The sequence below is a fragment of the Algoriphagus persicinus genome, assembly GCF_035156415.1.
GTDB classification, from domain to species: Bacteria; Bacteroidota; Bacteroidia; order Cytophagales; family Cyclobacteriaceae; genus Algoriphagus; species Algoriphagus persicinus.
The window spans coordinates 101,412-117,803 of sequence record NZ_JAYEEY010000008.1; the positions used below are offsets into that span (position 1 = coordinate 101,412).

Genomic DNA, 16,392 nt, shown 5'->3' on the forward strand with positions numbered 1-16,392 from the left:
ATAACTGTATCTTTTAGGTAGTTTGGCAAAAAAACAATATGCCCTACTTAGAGTGGATTGCTGACGAGGAACTGGAAAAAGCTGTGACCAAATTAGTCGGAGTAGCCAAGGATGCCTTGGTCAAATCCCAGGAAGATTTTACAAAAAATGTCATAGATCCTTTTTCTGCTATTTTTCAGGTAGCTGGCTTTGGTATAGATTATAATACCTGGCTCGTGAGTGAGCAAACGCGCCAGGCTCAGAAGTCCATGCAGAATCATGTAGGTTCTTTCCATCAGACCATTCTGGGAGGAGTAGAAGGATGGGAGGACTTGACGGTAGGTCATGGGGTAGATCTGGTCTGTTCGGAGCGGAAAATCATTGCTGAAGTCAAAAACAAATACAACACTGTCACGGGAGGGAAGCTGGCAGATCAGTACTACATGCTGGAGCGTCTGGTCACTCCCAAAGCCAGTAGGTATAAGGATTTCACGGCATACTTTGTCGCGGTAATTCCTAAAAATTCCATCCGCTATGATGTTACATTTGAGCCTTCCGACAAGGATAAGGGAATGAAATGCCCTAAAAATGAGCTGATCCGCCAGACTGATGGAGCCAGTTTCTATGAGCTTGTGACCGGAGACCCAGATGCCCTTAGGGATTTATTTGAAGTGCTTCCTGAAGTGCTGGAGAATATTGATGATTTCAAATTTACTGCTGAGGATAAGTCGGAGCTTTCCAAGTTTTTCGAAATGGCTTATGGTGATTGAAGATGCCTTTTTGGATGATAATAGAGGAGTCTTACATAACCACCAATTCCTCGCCTCTGGCCAGCCCACCACCTGCCCTTACTGCGGACTCAGGACAGATATCATTGAAGATCTAAGCCATACTTCTAGCCAAGCCCAACTCCATCAATGCCCGGATATAAACTGCGGATTTGAATTCGTTGTGACAAATGACGTTAAACAGTAGATTTTATTTACTTTATTTCCGGCGATTTTATTGTTTCCTACCTAAACTGGAATAGCTATTCAGTTAGCAGAATCGCTTGTAGATAGAGAAATTAGCCTTCACTTTATTCATGCAGCTCAATACGGAAACTGTGCATACTTGACGCTAATTAGAACTCCTTTCCATCCTCCTGCATTAGCTCCCTTTTATCCACATTAGCTGTAGGCAGGAGGGAAACGGCCTTTTATCTTTTTTACCATGGGTTGCACCCATGGCTATTCATAGTTTCACCCCTTCAGGGTGGACAGTTGTTTTTAGTGCAGTCATCGCCGCTGTTCGTGTCACACATGGCTTAGATTGTCTTACACATCGCACCCAGCCAGACTTGTGGTTATCTATTTGATGTCAACAGCTATTTTTTAACTGGATCAACCCTTTTATTTCTATAGAAATGTAATATTTATCCGTTTCAGAGCTCTCATTCATCGCTGGGTTATACTGTCCTTTCAGACCAGATTTAGTTAAGCTGCTAAAAAATCCCCAAAGCATCAATCTTTAAACAAACCCTTTCAACGCCTGAAGTAAATCCCGCTTGGTAATCAAGCCACCTTTTCTCCAGAGGATTTTGCCTTTTTTAAAAAGGATATAATTGGGAATCGAGCGTACGGTAAATTGCTGAGCTAATTGTGGGCTTTTATCAATATTGATTTTCAACAGCTTTATTTTCCCTCCCAATTCCGTCAGTACTTCATCTATGATAGGATCCATGGTCTGGCATGGTCCGCACCAGTCGGCATAGAAATCCACCAAAACAGCATCTTGGCTTTTACTGATTACATCTTTTGGATTGCGCTTTGGCATGACTCTTCTCTTTCCGTTAAATGTTAATTTGTTAATCGTTAAAATCCACTGTGACAACTACGAAACCGTTAACTTTTAAACTTTAATTCTTCGCCTCTCTTTTCTCCGTGCATCTCCCACATCCTCCGTGTATCTCTGTGTTTATTAACCTTTAATCTTTAATCTTTAACCTTCAACCCTTAACATCCAATTTCTCTGTGCACCTCTGTTTAAACCTCCGTGCTCTCCGTGGTTATAAAGCATATTCCGCAAAAAAAGCCGCTAACTCGATATCGAATTAGCGGCTTCATAATTATTTCTGGTTAATTAATTTGAGGCTGGAGCGGCCGGAGCTGCTGGCATCTCTAGACCCAACTTATTCAATACTAGCTCTGTGAACTTATCTTCCTCCTTAGTATAAAGAAGGATAGGTGCTTGTCCAGCTGACTCTGCGAAGACATGCGTATAGTTGTTCTCGGCTGCCACTGCATTGATTGCATTGATCACTTTAGTCTGAACAGGTGAAAGAAGCTCTCCTAATTTTCTCTGGTAACTGATTTGAGAGTCAGATTCCATTTTCTGCAAAGTTGCCTGTAGGTCAGTTAATTCCTTCTCTTTAGCTGCTCTAGCTTCTTCAGTCATAGTCTGAGCTGCTTGCTGATAAGTTTGCACCTGACGTTGAAAATCTTCGCCTTTAATTTGCATAGTAGTTTGAAGCTGCGTTTCATAATCTTTAATGTCAGCTCCAATTTGCTCCATTTCTGGCATCAAATCCATGATAAATTCTACATTGGTATAACCAATCTTTACATCTTGAGCCTGAGCTGCGAATCCTACGCAAAGCAAGGCTACTGCGGAAAGGATAACTTTTACTTTCATCATTTCTTGTTTCTATTTATTTGTTTTCTTCTATTCCCAATTCCTCCAAGACAAATTCCGAATAGTCATGTCTGGGATCTGTATAGATAATCGCCGAGGGTGCGGCTGCCTTATCAAATAACATTCCCAGATTATTCCTTCTCGTCACTCGCTCAATAGCGTCGTAGATTTTGGATTGAAGTGGCTGCATCAATTCCGCTTGTTTCTGGAAGTACTGCCCATCTATTCCAAATATCCTACTATTGAATTCTTGGGATTCTTTTTGTTTCAATTTAATTTCTTCCAGCCGTTGCTGGTACATTTCTTCTGTGAGGAGTACTTCCTCTGCTTTTAGCTGAACAGAAAGATCTTTTATCTCTTTATCCAAATTTTGTGCCTCTTTCTTCCATTCGGAGCTGATGTTCTCTAGCTCTTGCTGGATAATTTTGTAGTCTGGATGCTTGTTTAGAATATATTCCGAATCAATGTATCCAATCTTCTGAGCTGCCAAAGGAGCCGCTTGAAGCCCAAGGAGCAACAAAAATACAATTTTCAGTGATTTATTCATGAGTAGGGGAAGTTAACATGGACGAGATTTTAAAACGTTCTCAGAATGTCCCTTTTTGCATAAATTAACTATTCCCTGCCCTAAATCCATACTTATCGTATTTGCTGCCCAATAGTGAAGTGGAATTGTGAAGCACTTCTCTTGATCGAGCCAGGGACAGTATCAAATCCATACCCCCAATCAATTCCCAATAGACCAAATGCCGGCATAAAGATTCTAGCACCTACACCTGCTGATTTTTTTAGATCATACGGATTGAAATCTTTGTACGATCCCCAGTTGTTTCCTGCTTCTGCAAAACCCAGTACGAAGATGGTTGCTGAGGGATTTGGAGAAATAAGGTATCTCACTTCCATCACATATTTATTATACACGATCCCTCCGTATGCCTCTGGATTAGCTGTTCCTCTACTTTCTCTACCTGGAGTAATAGATTGGTTTTCGTATCCACGTAGGCCTATGATTTCCTGGCCCAAAGCGAAGTTGTTCATGGACATTCCATCACCACCCATCACGAATCTTTCCAAAGGAATGACACCAATCTTGTTGCTATAAGATCCCAAGAAGCCCATGTGTGCTCTAGCACTTGCCACCAATTTGGTTGAGCCAAATAGTGGTGTATAAATCGATGCGTCAAACATCCACTTGTGGTATTCCAGCCATTTGTATTTCTGCTGATCTGTGGACTCATCATCAATATTTTTATTCAGAGAGGAATATGGTGGAGTGAAAGCCGTGGATAGAATGATATTGGATCCAAATCTCGGATAGGTGGGATTATCAAGGTTATATCTGGCTACTGTGGTGTTCCAAGTGATGCTTTGTGAAGTTCCTGAAGGGTAGCTCAAGCCAAAAGAGGTACCGAACTGATCAAACTCATAAACTTGAAACTGCAAGGAATTACGGATACTAAAGTTGTCATCTGGCCAGGTCACTCGCTTAGCCAGCCCTAATGTCACACCAGTAATTTTGAAAAAGCCTAATTCATCTCCAAAGCTAGCTTGGTTGTAAAAATCAACCTGACGCTGCACGGAGTGGTTGAAGGAGAAACTTAACGCATTTGGTTTTTTGCCGCCAAACCATGGTTCTGTCAAGGACACGGAGTAGTTCTGGAAAGAACGTCCGTTAGCCTGTACTCTCAGCGAAAGCTTCTGTCCATCACCTACAGGCAGCGGATCCCACTTGGAGAAGTCTTTGATGTTTCGGATAGAGAAGTTATTGAATGAAAGTCCAACCGTCCCTACGAAGCCGTAGAATCCACCCCAGCCACCGGATAGTTCGATCTGGTCATTTGGTCTTTCCTCTAGTTTGAACGTGATGTCCACAGTCGCTGCTTCGAAATTTGGTCTTAGATCAGGCTCAATTTTCTCTGGATCAAAATAGCCTAATGTGGAAAGTTCACGGATAGTTCGGACAAGCAGTTCTCTATTGAATTTCTGACCAGGAAGGATACGTATTTCTCGCATGACTACGTGATCTGAAGTCCTTTCATTTCCGCTGATGTTGACACTATTGACAGTTACCTGCGGACCTTCAAAAATCCTCATTTCCAAATCAATGGAATCACCTGCGACATTCACTTCCACCGGGTCAATGGTGAAGAATAAGTAACCGTCATTTTGATATAAGGAACTTACGTCATCACCTTTAGTAGGGTCATAGTTAAGTCTCTTATCAAGTTTTTCTTTATCATACACGTCTCCTTTTTGAATACCTAGCTTGGCAAGAAGGACTGGATCTGGATGAATAAAGTTCCCATTAAAAGTGATGTTTCGGTAGTAGTACTTTCGGCCTTCTTCCAGGGCAATATCAATGTTGATTTTATCCTGACCAAAGTTGTAAACGGAATCGGCAATGATTTTAGCATCGCGATATCCCCTACTTTGGTAGAAGTTAATCACATTGTCCTTGTCGTTTCGGTATTCTTTTGGGATGTACTTGGAGCCATTGAAGAAGTTCAGTTTAAAGTTCTTATTGACGTAGCCTTTTACCTCTTCATTGGACACGGAGTCCGTGTGGAAAATGGTATTCTTTACGTCTGTGGCAGTGGCATCTGTCAATCGGGAATACACATCTTTGAATATGCTTACCCTAGCGTGTTCCTTTGTCTTCTTAAGCTTCTTTTTCAGCCTGGAGTCATCGACCTCTTCGTTGCCGTAGAATTCGATGGCATTGATTCTGACTTTTACGTTTTGCTTTACGTCGAATATCAATTTTACTGAATTGGGTAGAGTAGTGTCTCTTTCCTGCCTAATTTTTACATCAGCATTCATGAATCCTTTGTCCAAGTAATATTTCTCAATATTTCTTTTGGCATTATTCAGCACATCGTCTCTTACTACACGTCCCCGGATGTTTACTTTGTCCCGAAGCTCACTCTCCTGAGTTTTATTCATTCCGGTGAATTCCACTCGTGAGAATCTAGGTCTCTCAGTCAAATCGAGGAGTAAAGAAATATCTTCACCTTCTATTTTGGTCACCAAGATTTTTACATCTCCGATGATCCCTTGTCCCCATAGCTTTTTCAAAGCATTGGAAATAGCATCTCCAGGCACCTCGATTTTATCATCCACTTTCAATCCAGATAAGGAAAGAATGGCGATTTCATCCAAGGTGGTAAGACCCACAGCTTTTATTTCTGCGATTCTAAAGGTCTGGGGCTTAGCGTAATTCAGCTCCAAAATATCGATTGGCTTGCTTGTGGCATAGCGACTTTGGCCCAAACGTATTTGCGCCATTGCTGAACTTGCCCAAACCAGACAAAACAGAATCAGTAAACTTTTTTTCATTAATTACTTAAGATTTAACTTGCTCACCCGTTTTGCCAAATCTCCTTTCCCGTGATTGGTAGTCGGAAACTGCAGCAAAGAGGTGCTCTCTTCTAAAATCCGGCCATAATACAGGTGTGAAATACAGCTCTGTATAGGCCAATTGCCAAAGTAGAAAATTGCTTATTCGGTATTCACCGCTAGTTCTGACCATCAATTCAGGATCAGGGTAGCTGCCTGTTTCCAAATGCTCGGCCATTACTTTCTCTGTAATGTCCTCCACGTTCAATTTTCCTTCTGAGACTTTTTGAGCAATGTGTTTAGCTGCATGTGTGAGCTCCCAGTGACCGCTGTAGCTTAATGCCAATATCACTTTTAGTCCGGTATTTTTAGAAGTTATTTCCTTCACTCTCATCAATGTTTTATATGCTGAGGGTGGCAGGCTTTCTACATCTCCGATACTTTCTAATTTGAAATTGCCATTCATCAGCATAGGGATCTCATCGGACATGGTCTTCACCAGAAGTTCCATTAGTCCATCCACTTCAGCTTTTGGTCTTGACCAATTCTCTGTTGAGAAGGAAAATAAAGTCAGGTACTTAACCCCGAGACTGTCTGCACCTTCTATCGCTTCCTTAACTGCCTTTGTGGCGTTTTTATGCCCAAATATCCGCATAGCGCCTTTTTTCGTGGCCCAGCGTCCGTTGCCGTCCATGATAATTGCAATATGCTTTGGGATGTTGTTATTGTCAGATACTTCCTTCATTCCAGCCGTCTCCGGTTCCTTACTTTTTTGGAGGTACAAAAATGCCATTTCTTTTCCGAATATTAGCCCTAGGGCTCGATTTATTAATATGCGTAGCATTTGGTAGTCGTGATAGTATAGCTAATTGTTACTCCTAAGAAGTAATACCAATCCTTGTCGTAAGCATTGCCAAAATTAATTCCGTATGGATCTCCAGGGTTGTTAGGATCCTGAAATCTTGGAATTACCGGCTCTGTACTATCTATTTTGTCTAAGTAGTCTGTTAAAGTTGGTCGAAAGCCTAATTCACCTGCTAAGATCCAGCGGTCATTCAGCTGGTATTTGATGCCTCCACCAAATGGTATGACAATCGTACCGACGTTATAATTGGTTGAAGTGTTAAAAGCAAATGTATTTCCCTTGGCAAAAGCGTAGGTATAGCCTATTCCAAAAAAGGCATAAGGTGAAAAGCGGAACTCTGAATTGGAGGTAAGGAAATTCAGGAAATTAAATTCCATCACTGCCGAACCTTCCAATATTCCAGCTCTAAACCTGCCATCTCGGACTTCCGCCAAACGATCAATGGGCTTGATGCTATCTGCTGCATTGAGAAATGCCGCACTTGCAGCAACTCTCAATGACCACACATTGTCAAAATTTCTCTTGCCAAACAACGTGCCTTGAAGTCCTAATTGACCCGGGTCAATTTTCCGAATGATATCACCACTGTATGCAGCAACACCTAATCCGCCTCCTATTTCGTATTTCTGAGCTTCTGTTTTTTCAGAAAAACCGAAAAAACACAACAGAAATACAAGTAAGTAACTGATAATCTGAAAATTGACCTTTTTCAAGACGGTGCAAGATATGAAGTACCTAACGTTTAAAAAACGCATCTCAGTATTTAGCGGGTTAATAATTGTTAAGCTCAATTTCCTCAGGTCTTAGGGATTTTTATTCAGTTTCTCATGTCAAATCCCCAATTGAGCTTTTGTCTAAGCGTGTCAAAGAAATGATAATGAGGCAACTTTACCAGTTTTGCTGAAAAGTTTTCTTTCTTCACACTAAGCTTCACCCCCGAAGAAATGGACGTAGATCGTGAGTCCAAAGATATTAAGAATTTCTCTGCCCGTCCCTCTATTTCAAAACTGATCTCGCTTTCATCCGAAACAATGATGGGTCGAACATTTAGGTTGTGAGGGCTTACAGGGGTGATGACGAGACTTTTAGCCTCTGGTGAGATCAGTGGGCCTCCACAGCTTAGAGAGTAGCCCGTAGAGCCGGTAGGGGTAGAGACGATTAAACCATCCGCCCAATAGCTGTTCAAGTATTTGCCGTCTATATAGGTGTGAACCGTGATCATAGATGAGGTGTCATGCTTGTGAATGGTGAATTCGTTTAAGCCGAAATTAAAACCATTGAATAACTTTCTATGACTTTGAAGAGAAATCAAAGATCTGGACTCTACCTGATAATTAGTAGTAGCTAGGTCTGAAATAGCTTCAGAAATCTTTTCTGTTGCCGCGGTGGCCAAAAAGCCCAATCTGCCTGTGTTTAGCCCTAAGATTGGTATTTCGAGGTCGCCTATTTGGCATACAGCGTCCAGTAAAGTACCATCTCCACCGATGGAGATCACAAAATCCATAGCCGCCATATCCTCTCGGCTTTCTAGTACCCAATAATTCAATGACTTATGGCCATGCATGCGCAACTGCCGATCAAATTGCTCGGTGGCAAATATTTCAAAGTGATGCTTAGTAAGTTCGTTGAAAAGTGACTGAACATCTGAAAACAGTTCTGCTTTCAATGCTAAGCCATGAAGGGCGACTTTCATGTCCTAAATATCTAAAAATCTTAGCAAGTTACCGATTCTATCTTCTTCGCTGCTCACTCCGGATTCTTCCTGATAATGGTCTATGATTTTATATCCGAATCGCTCCAGCGTTGCTTTAATATGTCTTAGCTCAGTTTGGTCGAGTTTCAATGTGAGTTTGATCTTACTGTCATCCAGAGGATCTGTCGTGATGAAGGAGCTGAGAATTTTTGTGTTTTCAGATTCTATGATTCTAGAAATCTCCGCCAAACTATAATCAGTCATGGCCATAGATAGAATAACTACACTCCCATGCGATTTTATAGAAAGGCTATCAGCAAAAGCAGCTATGGAATCCTCCAGAGTTACTATGCCCAAGTAATTTAATTCTCTGTCTAAAACAGCAACTATATTCGAATTTTGCTCCGAACTAACGCGTAGCACATCATAAATATGCTTATCGGAATATACCCAGCAGCCTGGATTGGTCGGTTCTATATCGGCAATCAAAGTGTCAGGATTATTTACTTCAAAAATCCTTTCCTCTTTAATCAATCCTAAAAAAAATCCCTTATCAATGACTGGAAGTACGTCAGTTCTGATTTCTTCCATCCATGCCAAAGCCATTCCCGTTTTGTCGGAAAGCTTTAGTGGTGGGATCAGATTATTGATGTACTCGTAGGCGTGCATAGAAGAAAGATAGGGAATGAATTTAGATTATAGAACGCGACAACTCCTATTCTTGTTCCTTTTGGAGTAAATACGAGAGGATTCTCTCAGAATTAAACGAAGAAATTATTATAAACAATCCCCAGCACCACCCCACCGGCAATGATTAGTGGCGATGAGATTTTTGTAAACTGAAGTAACACATAAGTGGCTAGAATAAATATAATATTCAGACCATTTGCCTCAAGTGGCTCAAAAAGCAAGTAGGCTGCCGCGATCAGCATTCCACATGATACCGCATTAATCCCTTCTAAAGCAGCCCTTACAGGCCGGTATTTTTTCAACTGATCCCAAAATCTGATTACAAAGAAAATGAGAAAAATTCCAGGAAGGAAAATTCCAGCGGCAGCTATAATTCCTCCCACAAAAAAACCTACTGTACCGAATTCTCTCATAGAAAGAGCTCCTACGTAAGAAGAAATGCTGAAAGTAGGCCCAGGAATACCTTGGGAAATAGCGTATCCAGTAAGGAATTCTTCTGAACTCAGGAAGTGCTTGAAGTCAACAAACTCAGTATATAAATAAGGAACAAGTACTTGCCCGCCACCGAAGATCAAACTCCCGTTTCTATAGAAGTTCTCGAATAATATAATGGGTTGATATTTAGTAAAAGCACCCAATACAGCTGCTAAGATTAATACACCACCCCACAGGTAAAAGTTGGCCCATTCTATCTTCAGTGGTTCATCTTTCTCCAGCTTGGGTTGCTGCTTGTACTTAATAGAGGTGCTTAATCCGCCGATAATCAGTAGGACAGGGAAGATATAGGGGGAACTATAGAAAAATGAAACAAAGGCAGAAATTAATACTAACACCATGGCCTCGGTGGTCTTGATCGTCTTGCCAATTATTTTTTGCGCGGCAAAAATAATAAAGCCAATTGCCATAGGCTGGATAAATCGTGCAAAATCCAACGCTCCAGGAGTGTTTTCCTGAAGAAAATAAATGAGCATGGCCGCAAAAATCATGAGTAAGGTAGCGGGCAAAATCCAGACAATGAGGGCAAGGTAGGCTAAGTTCGGGCCACCCACCCGATAAGCGATCGCACAGACTAACTGAGTGGAAGATGGGCCGGGGAGCATATTGCAGAGGGCATTAAGCTCCCATAGCTCTTCCTCCTGAATGTAGGCACGCCTTGTTACCATACGCTCTAATAGCATGGCAAGAAATGCTTGCGGGCCACCAAATGCCGTAAGTGAAAGGGTAATTGTGTCTTTCAGAAATAAATAATATCGGACTTGCTTTACCGACATCCCTATTTTCTCAGACCAAGTTCACGAAGGCGCTCTTCTAAGAATTCTCCTGCGGTGACATCATCGAATTGTTTTGGGTGATCTGTATCCACACAGCTATCCAAGCAAGTGAGATCCATCTCAGAGCGAGGATGCATAAAGAACGGAATTGAATACCGGCTGGTATTCATCTTTTCTCGGGGTGGGTTGACCACACGATGAATGGTGGACTTTAATTTTTGATTCGTCAATCGCTCCAGCATATCACCTACGTTCACTACTAACTGGTCAGGCAGTGCAGTGATTGGAATCCATTTGCCATCTCTTCTTAAGACCTGGAGTCCGTCTGCACTTGCTCCCATCAATAGCGTGATCAAGTTGATGTCCCCATGCTCTGCTGCTCTTACCGCATCTGCCGGTACTTCATCTGGGTTTTCAATTGGGAAATAATGGATTTGCCTCAAAATGGAATTCCCATGGGCTACTTTGTCTTCAAAATAATTTTCATCTAAATCCAGCGAAAGTGCGATAGCCTGAAGCATGGATTTTCCTGCACTTTCAAGTGTGCGATACGCCTCATTTGCATCATTTTGGTATTCGGGCAGCTCCGAAGGCCAGATGTTTGGCGGGTATTCGGACTTGATTGGATCAGTATCCGGGATTCGGCTGAGTTCTTGTCCTACATGATAAAATTCCTTTAAATCACCCGTATTTCTGCCTTTGGCATGTTCTTTTCCCTTACCCGTGTAGCCGCGTTGAAATCCGATTTCAGGTTTCTCGTAGTTGGATTTAATCGCATCAGGAAGTTTGAAGAAATCTTTTATAGATTCGTAAAGTCTATCTTGGAGATCTTGTGACAAGCCATGGTTTTTGAGGGCGACAAAGCCGATGTTTTGGTAGGCCTCTCCAAGCTTCTGTACAAATGCTGCCTTTTGAGCTGGAGAACCAGCCGTAAAATCACCTAAATCTAAACTTGGGATTTCAGCAAATAGGATGTCCATGTGGATATGTATTATAGTTCAAGGTCTAATTAATCTTTAAAATTAAATATCTTTAATCTCAATTTACATGCTGTATGAATAAAATCCTGACATTACTCTCATTGATTTGGCTTTTCTCAGCTTGTTCTTCGGAGAAAGAGAGAGTCAATGAGGAGATAGTAAATTTGCCAACTGGCCAAGATGCTCAAGCGTCTTCTGTACCACAGGTAAAATTCTATCAGTATGAAGATCAGGCACCCTATCCCGACGCCATCCTTGAATTATATACCCCCTTGGGAAATCAGATATTCAAACCGGGGAAGGTGCCTTTTGAGTATAATGTTAAGAATTTTCCATTTGACTTAAATGAAACTAAAGAATTTAAACTCTTCAACATCTTGAATGGTGGGGATCCGGTAGGATTTTATTCCCCGATATTTCAAAGAGACTTAGCAGAAGGCAGCTACCGAGTTGTCGCATATTTAGTAGATCAAGAGGGGTTGGCTTTGAAGAATTTCGGGAATTATGTGGATAGAGATTTTCAAGTTGGAGATTCTAGACCTTTTCCTTATTCGGCTGAGCCCTATCTAGTCTTGAATTTCCCACGCTCGGATCAAGTGCATGAAGTCGGTGGCGAGGTGGTTATTGATTTTTTGGTTTTAGGAGGCGATATGAAACTGGATGGACTTAAAGTGGCTATTGAGGTAAATGACCTAACATATGAAATTGATCACATGGCTCCAGTCCGTGTAGAAAATCTCCCTGCAGGTACTTATCAGGTGAAAGTTAGCTTACTTCATTCGGATGGAAAAGAGCTCGGTGGGCCATTTTCAAGTGTGAGTAAAGACATCATTGTTCGCTAACATGCTTATCTTTGGAGCTTCAATTTCATAGATTTTAAGATGCTTTTAGTTAATCAAATTCGAGAAAACTACGCTGGTGTACTTGCCGGTCTTCAAAAGAGAAATTTTCCAAATGCGGAAGCTGTATTGAATCAGGCGGTGGAGCTGGATGAGTTGAGAAAATCCACGCAGGCAGAGCGTGATCAAATACAAAGTGAATCCAATGCTATTTCGAAGCAGATTGGGTCATTGATGCGTGAGGGAAAAGCTGAAGAGGCAACCAAAATCCGAGAGAAAACTTCTGAACTTAAGATACAGACTAAGGATCTTGAAGATCAAAATGCTCAGGCTGAGGATGAATTGCTAGCCTTACTTTATACCATTCCAAATGTCCCTCACACATCTGTGCCAGCAGGTAAATCAGCTGAGGACAATGAGGTAGTGCTGGAGAATGGAGCAATCCCAACGCTGCATGCTGATAAGCTTCCGCACTGGGACTTGATCAAAAAGTATGACATCATCGACTTTGATCTTGGAGTGAAAATCACAGGAGCAGGATTTCCGGTATATAAAGGAAAAGGAGCTAGACTACAGCGCGCGTTGATCAACTTCTTTTTAGACGAAGCGTTGGCACAGGGCTATGAGGAGATTCAGCCACCGATTTTGGTGAATGAGGACTCAGGCTTTGGTACAGGTCAGCTTCCGGATAAGGAAGGGCAGATGTATTATGCTGATGCTGATAAGTTGTATTTGATTCCTACAGGAGAGGTGCCAATCACGAATATTTATCGTGATGTGATTCTTTCTGAAAGTGATCTTCCCATAAAAAATGTCGGACACTCTCCATGTTTCCGTAGAGAAGCGGGAAGCTGGGGAGCTCATGTAAGAGGGCTCAACAGACTCCATCAGTTCGACAAAGTGGAGATTGTGCAGATCACGCATCCTGATAAATCTTACGAGACGCTCGAAAGTATGAGCAGCTATGTGCAGGGACTGTTACAAAAGCTGGAATTGCCTTATCGCGTACTCAGACTTTGTGGAGGTGATATGGGCTTCACATCCGCTTTGACTTATGATATGGAAGTATTTTCTGCCGCTCAGGAGAGATGGTTGGAAGTAAGTTCTGTTTCCAACTTTGAAACTTACCAGTCTAACCGTTTGAAACTACGTTTCAGAGGTGCTGATAAGAAAACTCATCTGGCCCATTCATTGAATGGGAGTGCCTTGGCATTGCCTAGAATCGTTGCTTCTATCTTGGAAAATAACCAAACAGCAGATGGTATCAACATGCCGAAAGTACTTCATCCTTACTTAGGATTTGATAAGATCTCCTAAGTAAATGAGACGGTTAGAAAAAGGCGTGAAGATCTGATCTTCACGCCTTTTTTGTTTTTAGGCTATTACGCATTTTCTTCAAACAGCCTTTCTACAGTGTGTAATTTTAGTTTTTCACCCATTAGACTTCTATTAGAGCTTTTTTGGACTAAGAAAAAGTGTCTAAACGACAAGATTCCCCAATGAAAGACAGCATAAAAGTTTATCTTGCCTGTAGGCGTATTCAGATTAATTCTTCCACGTGCTTTTGGATGTTTTCTGACAATTTTCCCATCGGTAAGTCATTTGCATCGGAGCCAAAAGGCTCTTCAATTTCTTCTGCCACTATTTCCAAACTAGCTAAAACGTAAAAAATGAAGGTGACAATAGGCGCAGCATAATAACCGAGTGAAAACACGTAGCCCAGCGGTAAAGTGAGGGTGTATGCCAGAATGAATTTCTTGATAAAGGAGCTGTAAGAATAGGGAATCGGTGTGTTCTTAATGCGTTCGCAGGCTCCGCAGATATCTGTGAAGGAGATCAGCTCTTGGTTCAAAATGATTAATTGATCTCCAGTGATTTTTTTTGATTTATAAAGGTCATTTACCTTGGCAAACATCAATTTGGCTACTTGATTTGGGACGTGCTTTTCGGGGTCGATCTCAGGTTTTATTTCTTCATCTTTCTCATCATCCAGCATATACATAGTCACAGTATTCTGTAAATGTTCTTTCAGGGCAAATGCATAAATCGGTATAGTTCTTCTAAAAAACCGTCTGCATCCTTCATCAGAATTGTCTAGAATTCCAGCTAATTTGAGGGCCAAGTTTCTGCTGGTATTGACCAATTGTCCCCAAAGCTTTCTTCCTTCCCACCATCTGTCGTAGGCAGTATTAGTTCGGAACACCAATAGGAGGGAAATGACAAAACTCAGTAAGCTGTGCATGATCGGGATATTCTGTACCCAGCTATTCTCGCCGATCTTCAGGTAGTCCATTTCCAGATAGGCTATGCCCAGTGTGTAGATGAAAATAATGACCATTAGGGGGCCTAGCTTAACTAAGGTGTCAGATTTTTGGACTAAAAATAGAATTGTAAACCAGTCTTTAGGATTATATCCTTTCATAAGATGATTGAAAAGTGTGTTTGGGATGAAGGAAGAAAAATAAGAATTAAGCTGCTTTTATCACAAACAAGAGTGTCCTAAATCTCAGAAATCAATTGCTGATGAATATGCAAAACCTGTGGAATCAATAGTTTGTTATCTGTATTCCTAATCACAAAATCAGCTAATTCATTTTTCTGTTCATCTGGAAGTTGCTGATCGATAATTTGATTCACTTGCTCCTCAGAACGAAATGGATCTCTCATCAGCGTCCTAGCCACCCGTACTTTAAGAGGTGAGCTTACGTTGATTACAAAGTCCAGTGTTTTATTTCCTCCTGTCTCAAAGATCAGAGCGGCTTCTTTTAGTACATAGGGAGAGGTTTGCTGAGATGACCAATCCGAAAAATCCTTTCCAACGGCAGGATGAACCAGTGTGTTAATAGTCTTGACCTTCTTAGGATCGGAGAATACTGTATTGGCTAGAAAACTTCTGTTGAGATTGCCATCGGCAAGGTAAGATTCATCCCCGAAGAATTCCTTTATTTGAGTCTTGAGAACCTCATCATTCTCCATAAGCCACTTGGCTCTATCATCTGCAGCATAAATGGGAATGCCCAGTATAGAAAAAATCTTTGCCACAGTTGTTTTACCAGATCCGATTCCACCGGTAATACCTACTAAGACGGGATTGAGTTTACTCATATTTGAGTTTTAGGATTGCCGGTACTGTCACCACTTGTTCAAGGTAATCCGGCACTGGTTTCACTTGGACAGTGAGTGTGCTGTCTTCTTTATTTCTTTTGTAGTAATCCAAGACCGCTTCAAACTCTAAATCTTTTAATTCAGCTGATTTTCGCTCATCCACCAAGTAGGAGATCATGATTACTACATCTTCTTCCGCTAATGTGACAGATTTAGGAAAGTTTAATTTTTTAATTTTCAGTCGTTTATTCCCTTCAAGGAATTCAACCACTTCTAGTTTTACCCGGATTTTATCCTCTTCAATCGTCACATGATTACCCAGATTTTCAGGTACAATAAGACTGATTTCCTTATCTATAGATTTGTTTATGCGGTTTTCCTCCAGGAAAACCGGGAAGCTCTTGAGGCTATCAAGCACTGAACTAGGACCTATGAGGGTAATAGTTTCTGGGCTAAAAGTAATTTGCTTGAGAACCCTATAATTCTTGCCCAGTGAGAAACTTGTCGAGTCTAGGACTGGCTTGATTTTGATGGTTTTTATTTTGTCAATGTTAAACTTCAGCGAATCTTTAATTACCGAGACTAGCTGTGTGGGAGAAAGGAAATCTCCAAGAGATCTTTTGAGGTCTGCGGTAAGAATGTAATTTTTAGTGGAGGGGTTATTAAGCTCTATAGGATAAGAGTCGTTGTTGAAATTAAAATACTTTCTGAGTAGATCCCAGCCATTTCCGGATATTTCTATTTCCAGTGTTTTTGGCAGCCCAGACACAGCAACAAACTGACTCTTGTCGTAAATGATATCTACCGGGAAATCGACAATAGTATTGTAATCGTCCTTATTGAGGGCGTTTAAAATCCAAAAAGTGGTAGCTGCTGCGATGCAGAGAACTACCACTTTTAGATTAGAGAGTCTTTTGGGAGAAATCCTGTTGGAGGATTTTTTAGTTTCCGGCAAAATTCA

General features: G+C 41.3%; 16 protein-coding genes. 3 read left to right on the forward strand and 13 right to left on the reverse strand.

The features are described 5' to 3' along the window. The first annotated feature begins 38 nt into the window (after positions 1–38). Positions 39–749, forward strand: coding sequence for an Eco47II family restriction endonuclease (locus tag U3A58_RS08125; protein WP_323822915.1), 711 nt, complete (start codon positions 39–41; stop codon positions 747–749). Between the two features lie 739 nt (positions 750–1,488). Here U3A58_RS08125 and trxA read toward each other — a convergent pair. The 10 genes from trxA to U3A58_RS08175 all read right to left on the reverse strand — a co-directional run bounded on the left by trxA (position 1,489) and on the right by U3A58_RS08175 (position 11,487). Further along, positions 1,489–1,794 carry a thioredoxin gene (gene trxA / locus U3A58_RS08130; RefSeq protein WP_323822916.1) on the reverse strand — a complete coding sequence of 102 codons (306 nt, stop codon included), beginning with the start codon at positions 1,792–1,794 and terminating at the stop codon, positions 1,489–1,491. A gap of 306 nt (positions 1,795–2,100) precedes the next feature. Next, positions 2,101–2,655 carry an OmpH/Skp family outer membrane protein gene (locus U3A58_RS08135; RefSeq protein WP_323822917.1) on the reverse strand — a complete coding sequence of 185 codons (555 nt, stop codon included), beginning with the start codon at positions 2,653–2,655 and terminating at the stop codon, positions 2,101–2,103. A gap of 13 nt (positions 2,656–2,668) precedes the next feature. Continuing rightward, complete coding sequence (locus tag U3A58_RS08140; RefSeq protein WP_323822918.1) at positions 2,669–3,199, reverse strand: OmpH/Skp family outer membrane protein; 531 nt, start codon at positions 3,197–3,199, stop codon at positions 2,669–2,671. A 92-nt stretch (positions 3,200–3,291) separates the two neighbouring features. Then, a complete protein-coding gene (locus U3A58_RS08145; protein ID WP_323822919.1) occupies positions 3,292–5,988 on the reverse strand; it encodes a BamA/OMP85 family outer membrane protein in 2,697 nt (898 codons plus the stop codon). Positions 5,989–5,995: 7 nt separating this feature from the next. Further along, the gene (locus U3A58_RS08150) at positions 5,996–6,781 is read right to left on the reverse strand and encodes an isoprenyl transferase (protein WP_323822920.1); all 786 of its coding nucleotides are present in this window, start codon (positions 6,779–6,781) and stop codon (positions 5,996–5,998) included. Positions 6,782–6,816: 35 nt separating this feature from the next. After that, the gene (gene porG / locus U3A58_RS08155) at positions 6,817–7,566 is read right to left on the reverse strand and encodes a type IX secretion system protein PorG (RefSeq protein ID WP_323822921.1); all 750 of its coding nucleotides are present in this window, start codon (positions 7,564–7,566) and stop codon (positions 6,817–6,819) included. A gap of 104 nt (positions 7,567–7,670) precedes the next feature. Next, a complete protein-coding gene (locus tag U3A58_RS08160) occupies positions 7,671–8,546 on the reverse strand; it encodes an NAD kinase (protein ID WP_323822922.1) in 876 nt (291 codons plus the stop codon). 3 nt (positions 8,547–8,549) lie between these two features. Next, entirely contained in the window at positions 8,550–9,215 is a 666-nt protein-coding gene (locus U3A58_RS08165) for a CBS domain-containing protein (RefSeq protein ID WP_323822923.1), read from the reverse strand. A gap of 92 nt (positions 9,216–9,307) precedes the next feature. Beyond that, a complete protein-coding gene (gene chrA, locus U3A58_RS08170; RefSeq protein WP_323822924.1) occupies positions 9,308–10,507 on the reverse strand; it encodes a chromate efflux transporter in 1,200 nt (399 codons plus the stop codon). 2 nt (positions 10,508–10,509) lie between these two features. Then, entirely contained in the window at positions 10,510–11,487 is a 978-nt protein-coding gene (locus U3A58_RS08175) for an isopenicillin N synthase family dioxygenase (RefSeq protein ID WP_323822925.1), read from the reverse strand. 74 nt (positions 11,488–11,561) lie between these two features. Here U3A58_RS08175 and U3A58_RS08180 point away from each other — a divergent pair, with 74 nt between their 5' ends. Further along, entirely contained in the window at positions 11,562–12,329 is a 768-nt protein-coding gene (locus U3A58_RS08180) for a hypothetical protein (RefSeq protein ID WP_323822926.1), read from the forward strand. Between the two features lie 39 nt (positions 12,330–12,368). After that, on the forward strand, positions 12,369–13,643 hold the full coding sequence (gene serS, locus U3A58_RS08185; RefSeq protein WP_323822927.1) for a serine--tRNA ligase: 1,275 nt from the start codon (positions 12,369–12,371) through the stop codon (positions 13,641–13,643). 223 nt (positions 13,644–13,866) lie between these two features. On the opposite strand, the gene U3A58_RS08190 is transcribed toward serS, so the two are convergent. From U3A58_RS08190 to U3A58_RS08200, 3 genes are all read right to left on the reverse strand, one after another. Continuing rightward, on the reverse strand, positions 13,867–14,748 hold the full coding sequence (locus U3A58_RS08190; protein ID WP_323822928.1) for a bestrophin family protein: 882 nt from the start codon (positions 14,746–14,748) through the stop codon (positions 13,867–13,869). A gap of 77 nt (positions 14,749–14,825) precedes the next feature. Beyond that, a complete protein-coding gene (gene coaE, locus U3A58_RS08195; RefSeq protein ID WP_323822929.1) occupies positions 14,826–15,431 on the reverse strand; it encodes a dephospho-CoA kinase in 606 nt (201 codons plus the stop codon). After that, the gene (locus U3A58_RS08200; protein WP_323822930.1) at positions 15,424–16,386 is read right to left on the reverse strand and encodes a CdaR family protein; all 963 of its coding nucleotides are present in this window, start codon (positions 16,384–16,386) and stop codon (positions 15,424–15,426) included. Before U3A58_RS08200 ends, coaE begins: the two co-directional genes overlap by 8 nt. Positions 16,387–16,392: the final 6 nt, after the last annotated feature.